We start from the raw sequence: 18,734 nt of genomic DNA on the forward strand, positions 1-18,734 counted from the left end.
ATTTCCTTATTATTCGGTGCAACCGGGATAAATAGTGCACTTCTGCCCATCCGGCATTTGAAAACCGCTGAAGTCTTTGTAATTTCCGTAGCAAAACGCGTACTGGTCTTCAAAGTTGTCGCCCATGCAGCGCTTCCAGCCATTGGGTACCTTGACCCAGGTATCTCCGATAGCGGGCCGTTCCTCATCCGCCAACTTGATCGCCATCTTCACGGTTTTACCCGGTAGCTGATCGAGGGTGTACGCCGAGAACGGCCGACCGCGCCCCGGTTCACCCAGTGCATCGGTTTTTTTGCAGTCGAGGATCTTTCTGAGGATGCGGGGCTTGCCTGAGGTGCGGAACAGCCATTGGCATTGCCCGTAGAGGGTACTTTCGCCCGCTTCGCTGAAGGTGCCTTTGTACTGCTCCTCCAGCTCATCGCGAATGGCGACCACGGCGCTATCCCCACTGAAGTCCCCCCAGTCCTTGCCGTAAGCCGAGTTGATCTCCAGCTTGATGCGCCTGATCACCAAGGGGCAGCCGCTGACCGTTCTGCGAAGGGCGATTTCAGATTCGGGTGTGTAGGATTTACGCCACTTCAAGTTGAACCCCACTTCCGTGTTTCTGCCGCCTGGCACGCTGCAGGTTTCCCCTTTCGCCGGCTCATACACGGCGATGGCCTGATAGGCAAAATCGGGCGGTAAATCAGCGGTAAAGGTGAACGTGTTCGGCTGACCGGTGGCGCAGCCTGCGGTTAAAACGAGGCAACAACCCAAGGCAGGGATTTTAAACCGCGACTTCGCCTGCGAATTCAACGTTGTCATTGGGTAATGTCCTTATTCTGTACAGCCAGGGTAAATGGTGCAGGTGCGGCCATCCGGCATTTTGAAGGTGCTGAAATCTGTGTAATTGCCATTGCAGTAAGCACGTTGATCTTCAAAACCTTTGCCCATGCAGCGTTTCCAGCCGTTGGGCACTTTGACCCAGGTATCTCCCCAGCCGGGCCGTTCTTCCTCCGCCAACTTGATCGTCATCTTTACGGTTTTGCCCGGTAGCTGATCGAGGGTGTACGCCGAGAACGGGTGACCACGGCCCGGCTCGCCCTGTGCATCGGTTTTTTTGCAGTCGAGGATTTTTCTGAGAATGCGGGGCTTGCCTGAGGTGCGGAACAGCCATTGGCATTGCCCATGGAAGGTACTTTCGCCCGCTTCGCTGAAGATGCCTTTGTACTGCTCCTCCAGCTCATCGCGAATGGCGACCACGGCGCTATCCCCGCTGATGTCCCCCCAGTCCTTGCCGTAAGCCGAGTTGATCTCCAGTTTGATGCGCCTGATCACCAAGGGGCAGCCGCTGACCGTTCTGCGAAGGGCGATTTCAGAGTTGGGTGTGTAGGATTTACGCCACTTCAAGTTGAACCCCACTTCCGTGTTTCTCCCTCCCGGCACGCTGCAGGTTTCCCCTTTGGCCGGCTCATACACGGCGATGGCCTGATAGGCAAAATCGGGCGGTAAATCAGCGGTAAAGGTGAAGGTGTTCGGCTGGCCGGTGGCGCAGCCTGCCGTTAAAGCGAGGCAACAACCCAAGGCAGGGATTTTAAACCGCGACTTTGCCTGCGAGTTCAACGTTGTCATTGGGTAATGTCCTTATTCCGTGCAGCCAGGGTAAATGGTGCAGCTGCGGCCATCCGGCATTTTGAAGGTGCTGAAATCTGTGTAATTACCATTGCGGTAAGCAGGTTGATCTTCAAAACCTTTAGCGTTGAACATCCATTGTTCCTTCTGCGATGGCTAAGGATTCTCACACCTGAATCGAGTCATCCAGCTGTAATGACACGAACGCTAACAAAATCGCAGAGCGGAAAATGTAGGAGAGGTCCCGAAGGATTGAAGGACGTTGCCGTGATAGGTCAGAGCCCATTAGGCCATTCGTTGCTCGCCACGCAAATCGAAGGGCTCGCCGCGACGGACATCACCGAGGGGGAAGGAAGATCGGTTGAATGATCTGGGGGCGGAGCTGGAGGGGCTTTAACGGCAAAAGATCGCAGGCTTCGCCAGCTCCTACGTCGATACCGTGTAGGAGCTGCCGCAGGTTCGGGCCGCGTTCGGACGATCTTTTGATCTTCCGATTAGCGGGTACTGAGGTGCTTCGCCGTGTGCCTACGCGTCACTTTCCAGGGTTGTTGATGACAAACAGCCGCCCCCGCGCATTGCCTGCGACTTTTTCACTGATTTTCTGCCAACCCTCGGGCAGTGGTGCGAACTCATCAGGCTGGTCAGCGGTGCTGAACAGCCACACACGGCTCGTGCCGGGCGGCAGGTCACTGAGGTGATCGAGGTAAATCTTGTCGGCTGCTTCCTCTACCAGCGTACCGAAACCGTAGGCATTCGGGCGACTGGACGTGCCATTGGCCAAGGGGGAGTAAAAAGCCGTGGCTGGACGACGGTGCGATCGTAGTAGACGTACGGCATGTACCAGAGCAGATCACTGATGACGACCTGATCACCCGCCTCGTAATGCTGATTGATGAATTCGACCGTCACATTGAGCTGGTCATTCGTATCGACGGTCGCGTTGTTTTTCAGGCCCACCCCTTCAATACCAACAAACAGCATGAGTAATGCCAGGGCCAGCACCCGAAAGCCTTTTTTCAGGCCATCGATGCTCAGTGCGATGATCAGTGGCAGGCCCAGCGCGAAGGCCGTCACGTAGCGTTCGATGAACACCGGCGAAATGAACGACACCAGGAAAACCAGCACCAGCGGCACCACCGTGTAAATCGCCAGCAACGCACTCCAGCGGTAGACGCTGCGATCACGCAGCACCGTCAACACGATCACGCCCAGCAACAGCACCGGCAGTGCGAAAAATACTGACCTGGGCAGAGTGTCGTCATCGCCCTGGATCATGAAGGTCCAGACCATGGACGGCAGGGAGCTGAGGGTGACCGGATCTTCCCAGCCCACATCGCCGCTGGCCTTGAGTTCCGGCATGTGCTGAACCAGACTCAGCAGTTCGGGTACCCACGGCAGAAACAGCAGCACGATCGCCGCGTTGGTCAGCCACCAGCCCGGGCGGTTGATGTGCCGCAACGGGCTGCCCGGCTGCATGCGCAGCACCAGCAGGTACAGCCAATGGGCAATCACGCACAGGGCCGTGAAGTAGTGGGTGTAAAACCCGGCGGCCATCAGCAGTGCATAGATCACCAGATACCGTGCGCGCTGGGGCTGTTTGATCCAATACACCAGCGCAATCGTCGCGCCGAGCAGCAACAGGCCCAGCAATGAATACATCCGCACTTCCTGGCTGTAACGCACCGCCGAAGGAAATAGCGCCAGCAACAACCCTGCCAGCAACGCCACCCGCGGGTTGGCGATCAACCGTACCAGCCAGACGCCCAGTGCCACCGTAGCAATTCCCGGCAGGGCACTCAGGCTGCGAATCGAAAGAATGCCGTCGCCGAACAGTTCGATCCAGCCGTGCAGCACCATGAAGTAGAGCGGTGGATGCACATCACGGGCCGCGTGGAACCAGATCCCGGCCAGATCGTACTGGCTCATCAGCAGACTGGAGCCTTCATCCCCCCAAATCGCCGCCGCCGTCAGGTCATAAAACCGCACGAACGCCGCCAGCGCCAGAATCGGCCAGATTCCATAATCGGTCAGCCACTGAAACAGACGCGCCGAGGCCGTCAGCCGAGTGCGCGCAGAACGCTCATCAGGCTTGCCCGCAAGCTCTGTTTCTCTACGGTATTCCATCTATCCCCCTGGGTGATCGAAAGGCCCTATAAGGCGTGGACCTTGAACTGGGTGTGGATGCTGCCCCATTCCCTGCACGCACGCAATGTAGCGGCATTCGACTTAGCAGCTACGCTGATCGGTGGTCGGCGGACAAGCCGGCCTCCTCGAAAAAACACAGGGATATCAACCATGGAAGTGTTTACCGGAACCATCCAGAGCTTCGCTTTCGACTATCCACCCAGCGGCTGGGCGTTGTGCAACGGGCAGACCTTGCAGGTCAACCAGTTCCAGGCGCTGTTCGCCTTGCTCGGCACCAAATACGGTGGCAACGGCTCGACAAACTTCATGCTGCCGGACCTGCAGGGTCGCCTGCCTCTGTGCCAGGGCTCGGGCCTGAACCTCACCCCACGGGTGATCGGCACCTCCCATGGGGGCGAAAAAACCACCGTCGCGGTGAGCAACCTGCCGGTTCACCAACCCACCGCCACCGCTACCGCCACCAATGCCCTGACCGCCACGACCACGGTCAATCTGGCCGGTGTTGCCACGACCGCCGCGAATGCCCCCTCGGCCACCAATAGCTTTATCGGCGCCTCGCCGGCGTCCGGCCCGACCTCCGCCGACATTTACACGAATGCAATTGGCTCCACGCCTGTACCGATGCAAGGTGTCAGCACCGCCGTTGGCGGCACGGTCAATGTTGCCGTCGCCGTGGCGCCCATCGGTGGTGGTGTGCCAGTGGACACCATGAATCCGTTCCTGGTGCTTAACTTCAGCATATGTCTCAACGGTCTCTACCCGACTCGCAACTGACCAGAGCGCCGGGGCCCAAGGCCCCGGCCCTTTACTTTCTGGAGCCAGAATATGCAGCAACAGGTCAACGGCAACCATTTCCGACAATTACTGGGAACACCCACCCTGCTGTATCTGGAGGATGGCAGCGAACTGCCCGTGATCATCGACTCGGTAGAGGACACGCCCAAGGCTCGCTTGTCAGCGAGCAGCCGTATGCCGTTTGGCGTGGCGTTGAGCAGCCTGCAGTCCACCCCGTTCGTCGATGGGCTCTGTGCTATCGACTTGCCTGGGCTGGGTCGTACCGCAGATATATATGTATCGCGCACACCGGCTCTGGAGCGCGACGCAAGCCGGGCGTACTTCTACATCACCTTCAACTGACCAGAATCTGCGGCTGGCCGGGATACCAGACCAGCCGTTCGGCTGCCGGATTTTGTTCTTCTACCTGAAAGCCCAACGCCAGGTAATGCTGGCGGGCGTGGGGATTGCTGGCCCAGACCACCGTCGCCACCGGGCAGCGCACCTGTGCGGCGGCTTTTTGCACGCCTTGCAGCACCGTGCGGCCATAACCCTTGCCGCGGGCAGCCGGAATGAACGCCAGGTACAGGACGCGAATTTCGTTGCTGCCAAACTCGGCGGTCAAGGCACCAATCGGGGTGTCGAGCTTCTCGACCACATAGTGCATCGCGTTGGGGAAGTGTTCCCCGGTACCCTGCTCCTGCACCTGAAACTGCTGGGCGATGACTTCCTCGACCCGCTCTCGTTCGCCGTCGATCCATTGCAGATCGGGGCGCGCCGCATGGTAGAGGCTTTGCAGAAACGGCCCATCGGTCGCCCGCGACGGACGCACCACCAAACCGTCCGCGGCATTGGCATTGTTGTTCAACATCGTGATTCTCCCTGCGCTAAAAACCACTCTCCCTCACACCCAACGCCGCCAATCGGCGCCAGGCGGTACCCAGCAACGACTCACTGCGACCCTGCAACACCACCAGCCCCCGCAATGGCTGCACCGGGGTGGCAATGCTGTCGAGGACTTTGAGCCGCACCGCGTATTGCGCCTGCACCGGCTCCGCGCGCTGGCTCTGATCGCGGCGCACGGCGATCGGTCCGTGGTGGTCGGAGGTCAGCGCCTCCTGTTCGACCACTGCCGCACCGTTGGCGTCGACTTCCGTCAGCTCGACCGCCACTGCCGGGTGCATCGGGTCCTCGGCGATAAACCGCCCCGTTGCACCGGGTACAACCCGCCACAGTTCGGCTTCGGCCAGATAACCGCGCAGTCGTGCGCCCTCTTCGACGACCCGGGCCAAGGTGTCTTTGGGCGACAACCAGCGGCCAACGGCCAGTTGCGGCAACAGATCGCGCACCTGACCGGCCTGGGGTGCCCGCAGCAACAAGCGCTCGCGCTGCGCCGCCAAACCGCGATACTCGGCCACCGCCTCCGCCAACCGCTGTTCGACAATGCCCGCATCGGCGGCGGTTTCGCTGCGCCCGGCCTGACGTCGCATCTGCAATTGCTGGATCTCGATTTCGCGGCGCACGATAGCCTGACGCGAGTCCAGGTCCGGCGACTCCAGCTCAATCAACACATCGCCCTGAGCAACGATCTGTCCGTCGCTGACATTCAGCTGTTTGACCCGTGCCGCCACCGGCGCATGCAAGGCACTGACCCGGCCAGCCTCCAGCATGCTCGGCAATTCCACCGCGCTGCGCCACGGCAGCACCAGCACGACGATCAGCGCCAGCAATCCCAAGCCACTGAGCAACGCCCGCGGTGCATGGGCCTGTTCGCGGCGGCTCCACCACTCTCGCCCTTCGCGGGCAATCGGCAAGAAGATGAACCACACCAGTTCAACCAGCATCAGGAAGATCCCCAACAGCTTGAAGAACAGGTGATACACCGCCAGCGCAATCCCGAAAAACAGTACCGCGCGCCACAGCCACGAGCCGTATCCCCACCACAGCAACCGCCGTCGCATCGCCGGCGACCAAGGCTCCGGTGCCGGTGTGCCGTAACCGAACAGCGCCTCACGCAATCGCCAACGACACAAGGCAAATGCCCGACCCTGAAGGTTGTCCACCTCCCAGAAGTCGCTGAGCAAAAAGTAACCATCAAAACGCATGAATGGGTTCAGGTTGACCGCCAGCGTCGTGAGCCAGGTAGCGCTGGCGAGCATGAACGCCGCCGTACGCGCCGGCCCGTCCGGCAACAGTGACCAGGCGAGCAAGGCGATACACGCCAGCAGCAACTCGGCGAGCACTCCACCCGCGCCGATCAGCAGGCGCGCGCGACGATCATTGACCCGCCAGGCGTCGCTGACATCGGTGTAAAACATCGGCAGCAGCACCATGAACGCCACACCCATGCTTTGCACCCGGCAGCCGGCACGCTTGGCCATGAAGGCATGGCCGAATTCGTGACACAGCTTGGCGAAGAACAACGCCACCCCAAACGCCAACGCGCCGCCGAGGCTGAACAAGTGCGGGAATGTCGCGATAAAACGCTGCCAGTCTCGCGAGACCAGAAACACCCCCAGGCCCAGAGTCAGCGGCAAACCATAACGCAGCGCTCCAGGGCCAAAACGCGCGAGCCACGGCCAGGCACGATTGAGGAAAGCGTCCGGGCGCCACAGTGGAATCCGGAAGAACAGGTATTGATGCAGCAAGATCTGCCACACACTCTGACGTTGTGCGGCTGCCTTGAGGCCATAACTGGCGCGCTGTTGCGGGTCGAGGGAGGAGATCAGGTCGTGGGCCCGCAAGAAGCTCAGCAACTGCTCAAGCTCCGTGGCGTCCAGCGGCAAACCCGGTTCGCGATTGGCGGCGCGCAGCACCTGCTCGGGATCGCCCAAAGACCAATGCCGCAGCAAGCGCATCGCCGCGGCACCGAGCTTGAAGTAGCGCCCGCGCAGCGGGTCGGCCAGGGTCCAGCGCGGCGACCCGTCCAGCGCCGGAGCGGCCATCTGCAACTGTAAATCGGCACGCAGGCTGGGCAATGTCATTTAGAGCCCCACGCTTTGGCGCAAACCGGCCAGTGGCTTGCGCAACAGGTACAGCGCCAGCGGCGCGCGATCACCGAAGACTTTCGCCGTACCGCGCAAACCGATACGCGGCGGCGCGGCGTCGAAACTGGCGTCGAGCCGATAAGCCAGCTGTCCGCCGGCCGTCGGTTGCGCTTCGTAAGCCGAACGTTCGAGTTTGGCCAAATGACGTTGCAACGGGTCACTGTCGAGAAACAGCGCCACCTGCGCCCCCGGTTCCAGTGCAATGGCATCGCCGACCGCCAGCTCGATGCGCAATTCCGCTTGGCTCGGGTCAGCGATTTCCATCAGCCGTTCGCCGGTCTGCACCGGTTTCCCCGTCCAGCGTTCAGCGTCGGCGAACACCGCAATGCCGTCCCGTTCGGCGCGGACTTCGCTGCGTTTGAGCAGTTCGCGGGCGTAATCGCGTTCGGCACGTTTCTGCTCGACCCGTGCGGCCAACAAATCAATTTTCGAACTCGACTCGGCGTCGGCAAAGGCTCGCTGGGCGTTGGCCTTGAGCTCGGCTTCCGCCACGCCCAAGGCACGGTCGGCGACATCCGCCTGGGCTTTGAGCGTGGTGCCTTCGAAACGCAGCAACAGGTCGCCGGTCTTCACGCTCTGGTTGGGTTTGACCAGGAACTCGGCGATCACCCCGTCCAACGGCGCCGCCACCACCTGACCGCCAAGTGGCACGACTTCGGCCGGCGCCAGCACCGACTGACGCACCGGGATCAACAAACCCAGCAGCAACACCGCCACCAAGGCGACCTGGCGTTTGCGAGTCCAGCGCAGGCGCCACGGTTGACGCGGTTGCAGCGCCAACCAAGCATGGCTGAACGTGTCGCCCAGTTGCGACAACAGCACTTGCTCGGAGGGGTTCCACGGTACATCGCGAGCCAGCCATAAACCGCCGAATACCTGGCCCTGCCGATCAATCAGCGGTAACCAAAAAACCTGCGCGGCGGAAAGACTTTGCCAGTCAGCCTGAGTCGGGCCGCTTAACGCAGTCGCCGGTACAACCCGCGCCTGTTTCACCAGGTCGAGCTTGAACAACTGCGCCACCGCTTGCTCGACGAACGCTACAAACGGCGCATTCGGCTCCACGGCACTGACGCCCGTAATCGCCCGCACCTTGCCGGCGATCAACAGCGCCGCGTGACGAAAGCCGAACAACGCCTGACCGTCGTTGGTCAGGCTGTAGGCCAGTTGTTCGGTATTGCGCGCGGCGCGGGTCTGGCGCTCCAGCTCCAGAAAGCGCGCGAAGACCTGCTCGGCGCCGCCAGCGACGGGCGCGTTCACTTGAGCTCCGCGAAGCGCGCCGTGCCGCTCATCCCGGCCAACAAGCCGCTGGCGTTGGGCACCGTTGCGACCAGCAGCAGGGTCTGGCTGCCTTCATCGATCCGTGCACCGAGGCGCTTGACCGTGGCATCGAGTGGTTGGCCGGTTTCATCGGGAACGAAGCTGAAGGTCTGCCCGGGCTTAAGTTTGCCCATCCAGTGCGACGGCACCAGCAAGTGGATTTCCAGGCTGCGGTTGTCGACGATTTCCAGCAGCGGCGCACCGGCGGCGACGCTTTCATAACGCTGAACCTTGCGTTCGACGACCTGGCCGTCAAACGGCGCAACCACGCTGCAGCGTTTGACCTGAACCTGATACACCTGAGATTGCGCCTGGGTTTCGCTGAGTTTGGCTTCGGCTCGCGCCACTTCGAAACGCCCGACCGAGTTCAACGAAGCGAGTTGCTTGTTGTGAGCCAACTCTTCGCCGGCACCACGGCTAGCGGCCTGCGAGGCGTTGAGCTGCGCCTGAAAGGCCGAGCAGTCGAAACGCGCCAGGATGTCGCCCTTCTTGAAAGACTCACCTTCACTGAACGGCAACTCGACAATTCTTCCGGGCAGTTCGCTGGCAAGCACCGCTTGATCGCGGGCACGCAACACACCGCGGGCTTCGCTGCTGCTGGTAGTCGCATGACTGCCTGCGACGTTGTTTTCCAACAGTGGATCGTCTGACACGGGCGTTTGCGCCTGCGCCACGCCTGCCAGTCCGATCAAACCTAAAGCCAAACCACGAAAACGCTGCATATCGGTGTCTCCCTGACAGATGGGCGGAGTCTACGACAGCTTCGGCAAGCGTCAAGCAATTAGCCACCGCTGCCCGAAATAGAGGCTCGGCATTGCTACGTTTCGAGCTGTGCGCGGTATGATCGCGGCCTCGATTTCAGCGTGAGTGGTTTCGCGGGTATGTGGTGTTTTTGCAGAATCGGAAGCCTAATGCTGCATCCCCCAGCGCTTCACCGTGACTCGCTCCAGGGTGTCGAACACCAGGTTCTCCACCAGCAAACCGATGAGGATCACCACCGCCAACCCGGCAAAAACCTTGTCGGTGTACAGCTCGTTGCGGTTCTGGAAGATGTACCAGCCCAAGCCGCCCTTGCCGCTGGTGGCGCCGAACACCAGTTCGGCGGCGATCAGTGTGCGCCAAGCGAAGGCCCAGCCAATTTTCAGCCCTGCGAGGATCGACGGCAAGGCTGCGGGAATCAGGATGAACAGCACAAAGCGGATGCCCTTCAAGCCGTAATTGCGACCCGCCATGCGCAAGGTTTCCGAGACGCCGAGAAACCCGGCGTAGGTGTTCAGGGCCAAGGCCCAAAGCACCGAATGCACCAGCACGAAAATCAGACTGTTCTGTCCTAACCCGAACCACAGCAGTGCCAACGGCAACAAGGCAATCGCCGGCAATGGGTTGAACATCGAGGTCAGGGTGCTCAGCAGGTCGCGGCCGAACTGGGTCGACACCGCCAGTGTGGTCAAGGCAAACGCCAGGACGATGCCGATCAGATACCCCTTGAGCAGCACCACCAGCGAAATCCCGACCTTGCCCAGCAACTCTCCGCTAAGCAGCCCGTCGTACAGCGCATGAGCGGTTTGCACGAAGCTCGGCAGCAACAGGTCATTGTTTTGATAACGCGCGACGGCTTCCCAGAGCACCGCCAGCAGCATCAGGATCAGGCTTTTACGCAACCAGCCCTGCTGCCAGAGGCGCTGACCAAGAGGCAATTCGCGCTCCAGCGCAACGCTCAACAGGGGTTGCAACTCAACTTCATATTCTTGACGCACAGGTGATGAATGGCTCATCGGGCACTCCTCCAGCCGCTCAATAAGCAATGCGGATATCGTTGAAATCCAGTTCGAATTCATTCTCGGCAGGCTGGCCCTCATCGAATAACAGCCGATGAATGCGTCGTGCAGACTGTTGAAACGCCACGCCGCCAAGGCTGTGCAAATCATATTGATGGCTGTGGATTTCCGCTCGCACCCGACCGGGATGGGGCGACAGCAGCAAAATCCGGTTGCCCACCACCAGCGCCTCTTCGATGGAGTGGGTGACGAACAACAGGGTGAAACGTACCTCCTCCCACAGCAGCAATAACTCCTCCTGCATCTTGCGTCGGGTCAGCGCGTCGAGCGCAGCGAACGGCTCATCCATCAACAAAATTTTCGGCTGCATGGCCAAAGCCCGGGCTATCGCCACCCGCGCCTTCATGCCGCCGGACAAGGTATGTGGGTAGGCGTCGGCAAACGCCGCCAGACCGACCTTTTCGAGGTAGTGCAGCGCCCGTTCTTCAGCCTCGCGACGCTTGAGGGTTTTCGAGGCCAGCAACGGAAACATCACGTTCTGTTTGACGGTTTTCCAGGGTGGTAGCTGATCGAATTCCTGAAACACCACAATCCGGTCAGGCCCCGGTGCACTGACGGCCTGCCCTTGCAGGCGGATCTGCCCTTCACAGGGCGCAATGAACCCCGCAACGGCCTTGAGCAAGGTCGACTTGCCGCAACCGGACGGGCCAAGCAGGACAAAACGATCCGCCGGGTCGACTTCGAAACTGACCTGATGGGTCGCCCGCACCACGCGTTGCGGCGTGCGGTACTCAAGGCTGACGTTATCGACCGTAAGCAACGCCTGTGTGCTTGCGATCGGGTTGCTGGCCGTGTGGCCTTGCAAGGGTACATTCATGGCGGTCAGCTCCCTTGCAGCGGTTTGGCGTCCTGGAAGAAATAGTCCTTCCACGAGTCTGGCTTGTTCTTGATCGCGCCGACGCGGTAGAGGAATTCGGCCAGCGGATACGTGTTTTTCGGCGTGACGCTGAATTCGAACTGCGGGTTGTCGATGATTTTCAGCAGCGCGGCGCGGTCGATTTTTGCTTTGGTCACGCGCAGGTAAGTGTCCGCCGCCGCGCCCTTGTCATTCTGGGCGAACTCGGCGGCTTCGGTCAGGGCTTCGATGAAGGCCTTGTAGGTTTTCGGGTTCTCGTTGCGGAATTTTTCGGTGGCGAACAGTACGGTCGGCGAGTTCGGGCCCAGCAGGTCGTAAGTGTTGAGCACGACATGAACGTTAGGGTTTTCCAGCGCCTGATCCTGGAACGGCGGGTTGGAGAAGTGCCCGGTCAGCTCGGTGCCGCCAGCGATCAATGCGGCTGTGGCGTCCGGGTGCGGGACGGCAATGGTGTACTTGTCGAGGCGATTGAATTCCTTGTCGCCCCACTGCTTGGCGGCCGCGTACTGGAGGAACCGCGACTGCACGGAAACCCCAACCGCCGGTACTGCGATGCGGTCTTGCTCGGTGAAATCGGCGATGGTTTTGACCTTCGGATTATTGCTCAGCAGGTAATACGGGAAGTTACCCAACGAGGCCACGGCCTTGACGTTCTGCTTGCCGTGAGTGCGGTCCCATATGGTCAGCAACGGACCGACACCGGCGCCAGCAATGTCGATGGAACCGGAGAGCAACGCATCGTTGACGGCAGCGCCGCCGGAGAGCTGGGTCCAGTCGACCTTGATGTCGATACCCTCTTCCTTGCCGTGCTTCTCGATCAGGTTCTGGTCACGGACCACGTTAAGCAGCAGGTAAACGATGCCGAACTGCTCGGCGATGCGGATTTCGCCTTCGGCGTGAGCCACAGTCGGTGCCACCAGACTCCCGGCGAGCAGGCTGAAACCCAGGCCGATGGCGGCGGCCAGCGGCGCGAATGAAATACGTTTGGGCATGGCAGGTATCTCCGAAATGCAGCCGATCAGAAAGGCGCGTCGCCCTGGATGGTGGTGCGGTGGAGCTTGCGGCGCAGATGGCTCGGGCAACCGGCGGCCAGGTGAATCAGTGAGCGGTTGTCCCAGAACACCAGGTCGTGGGGCTGCCATTGATGGCGATAGATGTTTTCCGGCAGCACGCTGTGGGCGTAGAGCTCGGCCAGCAGTTGCCGGCTTTCGTCTTCCGGCAAACCGACGATACGGGTGGTGAACCCCTCGCTGACAAACAGTGCCTTGCGACCGTTTTCCGGGTGAGTGCGAACAACCGGATGCACCACTTCGTTGACCTGGGCGAGTTGCTCCGGGGTCAGGGTCGGGCGCCAGTTGCCTTCGAACTTGCTCTCGCTGTAACGCGCGGTATAGGAGTGCGCGGCAGAGCGTCCTTCGACCGCTTTGCGCAACGCGTCGGGCAGGTTGTCCCAGGCTTTGTGCTGGTCGGCGAACAGTGTGTCGCCGCCTTCGGACGGCAGCTCCTGGGCGTGGAGCATCGAGCCCAGGCTCGGCAGTTCTTTATAGGACAAGTCGGAATGCCAGAACTTGCCAGCGTCACCGAGACCGATGGCTTGGCCGTTTTCGATGATGTTGGAAACGATGAGAATTTCCGGGTGATTAGTCAGCAGAAACTGCTTGAGCACATGGATCTGCAACACACCAAAACGGCGACTGAAGGCGATCTGTTGTTCAGGGCTGATGCGCTGGTCGCGGAACACCACGACATGGTGATCCAGGTGCGCGCGGTGGATGCGTGCGAAGTCTTGGTCATTAACCGGCAACGCCAGGTTCAGGCCAATGATTTCGGCACCGACGGCGCCGCTGAACGGGCGAATCTCGAAGGGTTGCGGCGCGAGGGTCGCGGCGCTTGGCGAAGCGGACAGTACAGGCATACATCACTCCCACGCAGAGCACGCTCAATGGCGTGTGCGTCGATCAGAAACTCACGGAGGTCCCGTGTGGGTTCATTTCGTGCGGCACGCCGATTGGTCGGTGGGTACGCAGGAGGTTGACTTTATAGGTATAAGAAAAAGTATTTAAATACCGTTAATGAATAACTATATGGCAATCCCTAAAGATTAAAACGATCGCAGCCTGCGGCAGCTCCTACTGTATTCACGACAAACTGTAGGAGCAGCCGCAGGCTGCGATCTTTTTGAAGCGAGTTAGCGCTCGTGCAACGCCTCTGCCCGCGCCTTGATGATCGGTTTGAGCAGGTAGCTGAGGATGGTTTTCTTGCCGGTGATGATGTCCACCGAGGCGACCATGCCCGGAATGATCAACAAGGGTTTTTCGTCGGTACCCAAGTGGCTGCGCTCGGTGCGCAGCTTGATCACGTAGTAGGTGGTTTTCTTGTCTTCGTCGGTGATGGTGTCGGCACCGATCTGTTCCAGCTTGGCTTTCAGGCCACCATAGATGGTGTAGTCATAGGCCGTGAATTTGACGATGGCCTCCTGACCCGGATGCAGGAACGCGATGTCCTGCGGGCGGATCTTCGCTTCCACCAACAAGGTGTCGTCCAGCGGGACGATTTCGACCATGTCACTGCCGGGCTGGATCACGCCACCGATGGTGTTGACCAGCAACTGCTTGACGATGCCGCGTACCGGCGAGGTCACCAAGGTCCGGCTGACGCGGTCCTCCAGAGCCTTGCCGGTCGCCTTCGCCTTGTTCAGGTCGGTGCGGGCCTCGTTGAGCTGAGTCAGCGCCTCACTGCGGAATTTTCCACGGGTCTCGTCGATCTTGCGCTGCACTTCCTTGATCGCCGACTCGGCACGCGGGATCGCCAGGGTGGTGGCGTCCAGTTGACCACGGGTTTCGACTTCAGCGCGCTTGAGTCGCAACACTTCCACCGGCGATACCGCACCTTGAGCCACGAGTGGCTCCGACATGTTGATTTCCTGATGTTGCAACGCCAGACCGCTGCGGTACTGCGCCTGTTTGGAAGTGAATTCGCGCAGCTCTTGCTGGCGCTGGATCAGCTGTTCTTGCAAGCCACCGATTTCATCATGCAGTTGCTGACGACGGCTCTCATAGAGTGATTTTTCGCTGGCGGCCTGACCGGGCACCGCTTTCATCGCGTCGTCAGGAAAGCTCAGCGGGCGGTCGTCGACTTCCGCGCTCAAGCGTTCCACGCGCAGCAACATGGACAAACGGTCGGCTTCGGTTTCGCCGACGTTGGACTGAAAGCGCGTGTCATCCAGACGAATCAACGGCGCGCCGGCTTCGACGATTTGTCCTTCGCGAACGAAGAGCTCAGCGACGATACCGCCCTCCAGGTTCTGGATTTTCTGAAGCTTGGAGGACGGAATGGCCTTGCCATCGCCTTTGGTGACCTCATCGATCACCGCAAAATTGGCCCACAGCAGCAGGAACAGAAAGAAGCCGATGATGGCCCAGATGGTCAATCGGACCACACGCGGGGCGTCTTCGATCAGCGCCTTGTTCACCTCGGGCAAGGGTTGGCCACTCAGCGAATCAGAGCCTTTGAAATAACGACGGATCGAGTCGCGCATACCGGACTTAAGCAACACTGATCTGCCCCTTCTTCAACGCTTCCATCACCGTGGCTTTTGGACCATCGGCCAGAATTTGCCCGCGATCGATCACCAGCAATCGGTCAACCAGCGACAGCAACGAAGCCCGGTGCGTCACCAGCACCACAGTCTTGCTCTCTACGACGGCTTGCAGGCGTTGTTTCAAGCGCTCTTCACCGGTGTTATCCATGGCGCTGGTCGGTTCGTCGAGCAGCAGAATCGGCGGATTGAGCAGCAAGGCACGGGCCAGGGCCACGTTCTGACGCTGACCGCCGGAAAGGTTTTGCCCGCGCTCGCCGACTTGCAGCTCATAACCCTGCGGGTGCAGACGGGCGAATTCGTGCACGCCGGCCAGTTCAGCAGCTTGCAGTACCAGCTCGTCTTCCATGTAGCGGGCGCCGGACACCAGGTTGTCGCGCAGCGTGCCGGCGAGTAGCTGGATGTCCTGCGGTACATAACCGATGTTGTGGCGCAGTTCGCTGACGTCGATCTGACGGATGTCCACGCCATCCACCAGCAACGCGCCAGCGTCCGACTGATACAGGCCGACCAGCAGTTTGGCCAGCGAGCTCTTGCCCGAGCCGCTGCGACCGATGATGCCGATCTTTTCACCCGGCTTGATGATCAGGTTGATGTTCTTCAGCGCCGGATTCTGCTGACCCGGGTAGGTGAAATTCAACTGACGGCACTCGATGCCACCCTGCAGCACTTTGCGGCTCAGCGGGCGCTCTTCGAAGTTGCGCTCTTGCGGCAACTCCATCATCTGGTCGACCGAGGTCATCGTGACCCGCGCCTGCTGATAACGGGTCAGCAAACCGGACAATGACGCCAGCGGGCTGAGGGCTCGACCACTGAGCATGTAGCAGGCGATCAGACCGCCCATGCTGAGGTTGCCGGCAATGATCTGGTAAACGCCGAAGACGATCATGATCACCCCGGCCAGTTGCTGGATCAGCAGGGTGATGTTCATTGCCAGACCGGAAAGCATTTTCACCCGCAGCTCAAGGCGGCTGAGGGTGCCAATGGTCTGCTCCCACTGGTACTGACGCTCGCTTTCAGCGTTGTTGACCTTCACCGCGTCGAGACCGGCGAGGGTTTCGATCAGGCTCGACTGGCGCTCGGCGCCCAGCGCCATGGTTCGCTCCATGGTCGCCACCAGTGGCTTCTGCAACGCGTAGCCGATCAGCAGGGCAATCGGGAACGCCAGCACCGGAATCCACACCAGATGCCCGCCCAGCAGGGCGATCACCAGGAAAATCAGCAAGGTGAACGGCAGGTCGATCAGGCTGGTCAGGGTCAGCGAAGCGAGGAAGTCGCGCAGGCTCTGAAACTCATGGATGTTCTGGGCAAAGCTGCCGACCCGTGCCGGGCGGTACTTCATCGCCATACCGACAATCCGCTCGAACAGCGTCGCGGAGATGATCAGGTCGGTTTTTTTGCCGGCCAGGTCCAGGCACAGACTGCGCAGGCTTTTAAGGATCAGGTCGAACAGGTAAGCCCCGGTGATGCCAATGGCCAGCACCCACAAGGTCGCTTCGGCCTGGTTCGGCACCACGCGGTCGTAGACGTTCATCACGAACAGCGGCGCAGCCATGGCAATGATGTTGATCAGGAAACTGGCGGCGATGGCGTCGACATACAGCCAGCGCGAACGCTTGAGGGTATCGCGGAACCAGGAGCGCGCACGCGGGATCAGCGTGCCGTGGTTCACATCGAATTTATGTTGGGGCTGGGCGAAAAACGCTTGCCCGGTGTAATCGTCGTCTAGCAGTTCGCGGCTGACGTGAACTTCACCGCCATCGCTTTCACTGAGCAGCAGACGCGCCTGGTCATCGCCGAGCCAGCCCAGCAGCACGGCACTGCGACCGTCCTTGAGCAGCAACAGCGCCGGCATGGCAATCGCTGGAATTTGCGCCAGCTTGCGTTGCAGCACCCGCCCTTGCAGTCCGGCGCGGGCTGCCGCACGAGGAAGTAATTCCACGCTCAGACGCTGCTTGGGCAATGGCAGACCGGTGGTCAGCATTGCCGCGCTCGCAGGTTTCTGGTGCAGAGTGCAGAGGGCTAACAGACCGTCCAGTAACGGATCGTCGTGCAACGCGCGTGGATCATGACGGAGATTAACTCGACTGGCTTCTGATTCCACGCTCGACACTCTTGGCTAACGACTAAAAAAGGATCTGCTCAATTCATACCGGGGAGTTGGACCTTGGGCTTCACATCGTTCGACACGACGGAGGCCAATGGTGCTACCACGCCCTGGCTCTTGAGCAATTCGCCCATGGTCGCCTTGATTCGATACTGAGTAAATAACTGAATGTTCTTGATTTCCGCCAGACGACGGGAAGCCGTAAACAGTTCGTTCTCACTGTCGAGCAAGTCGAGCAAGGTGCGTTGGCCCAAGCTGAACTGCTGCTGATACGCGGTGCGCACGGCAGTGCTGCGATCGACATATTGCTGAGCGATCGGCACTTGGGCGTTGGCGTTGTTCAGGGCATTCCATGCCAGGCCCAACTCTTCGTTCAACACGCGCAAGGCATTGTTGCGGATGTCCAGCGCCTGGTTCGACAGGTAAGACTTGGATTCCAGGTCAGCTTTGTTGCTGCCGCCGGAATACAGGTTGAAGCGCATGCGCAGCATGGCCTGCCATTCATTGTTATGACCGACCATACCATCCAGATTATCGTCGGCGGTGCGGCCCAGTTCGGCATCGAAACGTGGGTAGAACGTCGACTTGGCGGTATCGTACTGTTTCTCGGCCGCGGCAATATCGGACTCGGCGGAACGCAGGACCGGGCTGTTTTCGAGCATCTGCGAGCGAGCTTCATTCAGATTCGCCGGCAACAGCGCCAGGAAGGATGCCGGACGCTCCAGTTGATCTGGCATCTGACCCACGGCGCTGAGGAAGTTCGTCTCGGCGTCCGCCAGGTTGGTCTGCTCGGTGATCAGGTTGTTGCGGGCCTGGGCCATACGTGCTTCGGCCTGATCGAGGTCAGCACCGCTGCCCACGCCACGCGAGGTGCGCAGTTTGATCTGGTCAAAAATCCGTTCGTGGCTCTTCAGGTTCTCCTCGGCCAGGCGCACGTACTCGCGACGGGTCAGCACGTCGAGGTAAACCTGGGCCACGGTCAGCGCAGTGCGCTCGGAAGTACCCAGCAATGAGTAGGCGCGGGAGTTGACGGTGGCTTGTTGACGCCCGACTTCGCTGGAGGTCGCGAAACCGTCAAAAACCATTTGCTGCAAACGCAGACTCGACTCGCCGCGGTTCAAGGTTTCCCAATGATTGTTGCCGGTGCCAGCACGAGTAGTCGGGTTGTCAGTGCCTTCACGACCATAACCACCCAGCAGATCGACCTTTGGCAAGTACCCGCCTTGGGCAGCCCTTAGCTGATAATCGGCGGAAAGGCGACTGTTCACGCCGGCCTGGATTTCCGGGTGGACATCCAGTGCTTGTTGCATGGCTTGAGGCAGGGTTTGGGCTTGTACAAAACTGGTGGCAAGGACTAAAGGTAGAGCCTTGAACAGGTGTGAACGCATATAAGAATTTCCCAGGACTTCTTGTCTCAAATCACAGCTCGTAGTGCTGCGAC

At 60.2% G+C, this 18,734-nt stretch carries 16 protein-coding genes and 1 pseudogene; 2 read left to right on the forward strand and 15 right to left on the reverse strand.

Annotated elements, in window-relative coordinates:
* Positions 1 to 9 precede the first annotated feature (9 nt).
* From BLL42_RS13375 to BLL42_RS13385, 4 genes and pseudogenes are all read right to left on the reverse strand, one after another.
* The gene (locus tag BLL42_RS13375; protein ID WP_071552522.1) at positions 10 to 804 is read right to left on the reverse strand and encodes a hypothetical protein; all 795 of its coding nucleotides are present in this window, start codon (positions 802 to 804) and stop codon (positions 10 to 12) included.
* Between the two features lie 12 nt (positions 805 to 816).
* On the reverse strand, positions 817 to 1,611 hold the full coding sequence (locus tag BLL42_RS13380) for a hypothetical protein (RefSeq protein WP_071552523.1): 795 nt from the start codon (positions 1,609 to 1,611) through the stop codon (positions 817 to 819).
* Positions 1,612 to 1,623: 12 nt separating this feature from the next.
* Entirely contained in the window at positions 1,624 to 1,746 is a 123-nt protein-coding gene (locus BLL42_RS30780; RefSeq protein ID WP_269086218.1) for a hypothetical protein, read from the reverse strand.
* A 397-nt stretch (positions 1,747 to 2,143) separates the two neighbouring features.
* Positions 2,144 to 3,735, reverse strand: a pseudogene (locus BLL42_RS13385) (glycosyltransferase family 39 protein).
* A 171-nt stretch (positions 3,736 to 3,906) separates the two neighbouring features.
* Between BLL42_RS13385 and BLL42_RS13390 the strand changes: the two are divergent.
* Entirely contained in the window at positions 3,907 to 4,530 is a 624-nt protein-coding gene (locus tag BLL42_RS13390; RefSeq protein ID WP_071552524.1) for a phage tail protein, read from the forward strand.
* A 51-nt stretch (positions 4,531 to 4,581) separates the two neighbouring features.
* Positions 4,582 to 4,893, forward strand: a complete 312-nt coding sequence (locus tag BLL42_RS13395) for a hypothetical protein (protein ID WP_071552525.1) — start codon at positions 4,582 to 4,584, stop codon at positions 4,891 to 4,893.
* Here the strand turns inward: BLL42_RS13395 and BLL42_RS13400 are convergent.
* The 11 genes from BLL42_RS13400 to BLL42_RS13450 form a co-directional block, all read right to left on the reverse strand.
* Positions 4,886 to 5,401, reverse strand: coding sequence for a GNAT family N-acetyltransferase (locus BLL42_RS13400; RefSeq protein ID WP_071552526.1), 516 nt, complete (start codon positions 5,399 to 5,401; stop codon positions 4,886 to 4,888). The genes BLL42_RS13395 and BLL42_RS13400 overlap by 8 nt on opposite strands.
* Before the next feature lie 16 nt (positions 5,402 to 5,417).
* Positions 5,418 to 7,514: a site-2 protease family protein gene (locus tag BLL42_RS13405; protein ID WP_071552527.1), complete on the reverse strand. Its 2,097-nt coding sequence runs from the start codon at positions 7,512 to 7,514 to the stop codon at positions 5,418 to 5,420.
* Positions 7,515 to 8,834: an efflux RND transporter periplasmic adaptor subunit gene (locus BLL42_RS13410; protein WP_071552528.1), complete on the reverse strand. Its 1,320-nt coding sequence runs from the start codon at positions 8,832 to 8,834 to the stop codon at positions 7,515 to 7,517. It abuts the gene before it with no gap.
* Entirely contained in the window at positions 8,831 to 9,616 is a 786-nt protein-coding gene (locus BLL42_RS13415; protein ID WP_071552529.1) for an efflux RND transporter periplasmic adaptor subunit, read from the reverse strand. The genes BLL42_RS13410 and BLL42_RS13415 overlap by 4 nt, the downstream gene beginning before the upstream one ends.
* 186 nt (positions 9,617 to 9,802) lie before the next feature.
* On the reverse strand, positions 9,803 to 10,669 hold the full coding sequence (locus tag BLL42_RS13420; RefSeq protein WP_071552530.1) for an ABC transporter permease: 867 nt from the start codon (positions 10,667 to 10,669) through the stop codon (positions 9,803 to 9,805).
* A 19-nt stretch (positions 10,670 to 10,688) separates the two neighbouring features.
* Complete coding sequence (locus BLL42_RS13425; RefSeq protein WP_071552531.1) at positions 10,689 to 11,549, reverse strand: ABC transporter ATP-binding protein; 861 nt, start codon at positions 11,547 to 11,549, stop codon at positions 10,689 to 10,691.
* A 5-nt stretch (positions 11,550 to 11,554) separates the two neighbouring features.
* Positions 11,555 to 12,580, reverse strand: coding sequence for an ABC transporter substrate-binding protein (locus BLL42_RS13430; protein ID WP_071552532.1), 1,026 nt, complete (start codon positions 12,578 to 12,580; stop codon positions 11,555 to 11,557).
* Positions 12,581 to 12,606: 26 nt separating this feature from the next.
* Positions 12,607 to 13,494, reverse strand: coding sequence for a TauD/TfdA dioxygenase family protein (locus tag BLL42_RS13435; protein ID WP_408004031.1), 888 nt, complete (start codon positions 13,492 to 13,494; stop codon positions 12,607 to 12,609).
* A 282-nt stretch (positions 13,495 to 13,776) separates the two neighbouring features.
* On the reverse strand, positions 13,777 to 15,144 hold the full coding sequence (locus tag BLL42_RS13440) for an HlyD family type I secretion periplasmic adaptor subunit (protein WP_071552534.1): 1,368 nt from the start codon (positions 15,142 to 15,144) through the stop codon (positions 13,777 to 13,779).
* Positions 15,134 to 17,290, reverse strand: coding sequence for a type I secretion system permease/ATPase (locus BLL42_RS13445; protein ID WP_071552535.1), 2,157 nt, complete (start codon positions 17,288 to 17,290; stop codon positions 15,134 to 15,136). Before BLL42_RS13445 ends, BLL42_RS13440 begins: the two co-directional genes overlap by 11 nt.
* A 38-nt stretch (positions 17,291 to 17,328) precedes the next feature.
* Entirely contained in the window at positions 17,329 to 18,681 is a 1,353-nt protein-coding gene (locus BLL42_RS13450) for a TolC family outer membrane protein (RefSeq protein WP_071552536.1), read from the reverse strand.
* Positions 18,682 to 18,734 lie beyond the last annotated feature (53 nt).

The organism is Pseudomonas frederiksbergensis (assembly GCF_001874645.1).
GTDB lineage: Bacteria > Pseudomonadota > Gammaproteobacteria > Pseudomonadales > Pseudomonadaceae > Aquipseudomonas > Aquipseudomonas frederiksbergensis_B.

Excerpts from the sequence above, each read along its gene's own strand:
- BLL42_RS13375 (WP_071552522.1), bottom strand. The coding sequence starts at position 804 with ATGACAACGTTGAATTCGCAGGCGAAGTCGCGGTTTAAAATCCCTGCC.
- BLL42_RS13380 (WP_071552523.1), bottom strand. The coding sequence starts at position 1,611 with ATGACAACGTTGAACTCGCAGGCAAAGTCGCGGTTTAAAATCCCTGCC.
- BLL42_RS30780 (WP_269086218.1), bottom strand. The coding sequence starts at position 1,746 with ATGTTCAACGCTAAAGGTTTTGAAGATCAACCTGCTTACCGCAATGGT.
- BLL42_RS13390 (WP_071552524.1), top strand. The coding sequence starts at position 3,907 with ATGGAAGTGTTTACCGGAACCATCCAGAGCTTCGCTTTCGACTATCCA.
- BLL42_RS13395 (WP_071552525.1), top strand. The coding sequence starts at position 4,582 with ATGCAGCAACAGGTCAACGGCAACCATTTCCGACAATTACTGGGAACA.
- BLL42_RS13400 (WP_071552526.1), bottom strand. The coding sequence starts at position 5,401 with ATGTTGAACAACAATGCCAATGCCGCGGACGGTTTGGTGGTGCGTCCG.
- BLL42_RS13405 (WP_071552527.1), bottom strand. The coding sequence starts at position 7,514 with ATGACATTGCCCAGCCTGCGTGCCGATTTACAGTTGCAGATGGCCGCT.
- BLL42_RS13415 (WP_071552529.1), bottom strand. The coding sequence starts at position 9,616 with ATGCAGCGTTTTCGTGGTTTGGCTTTAGGTTTGATCGGACTGGCAGGC.
- BLL42_RS13420 (WP_071552530.1), bottom strand. The coding sequence starts at position 10,669 with ATGAGCCATTCATCACCTGTGCGTCAAGAATATGAAGTTGAGTTGCAA.
- BLL42_RS13425 (WP_071552531.1), bottom strand. The coding sequence starts at position 11,549 with ATGAATGTACCCTTGCAAGGCCACACGGCCAGCAACCCGATCGCAAGC.
- BLL42_RS13430 (WP_071552532.1), bottom strand. The coding sequence starts at position 12,580 with ATGCCCAAACGTATTTCATTCGCGCCGCTGGCCGCCGCCATCGGCCTG.
- BLL42_RS13450 (WP_071552536.1), bottom strand. The coding sequence starts at position 18,681 with ATGCGTTCACACCTGTTCAAGGCTCTACCTTTAGTCCTTGCCACCAGT.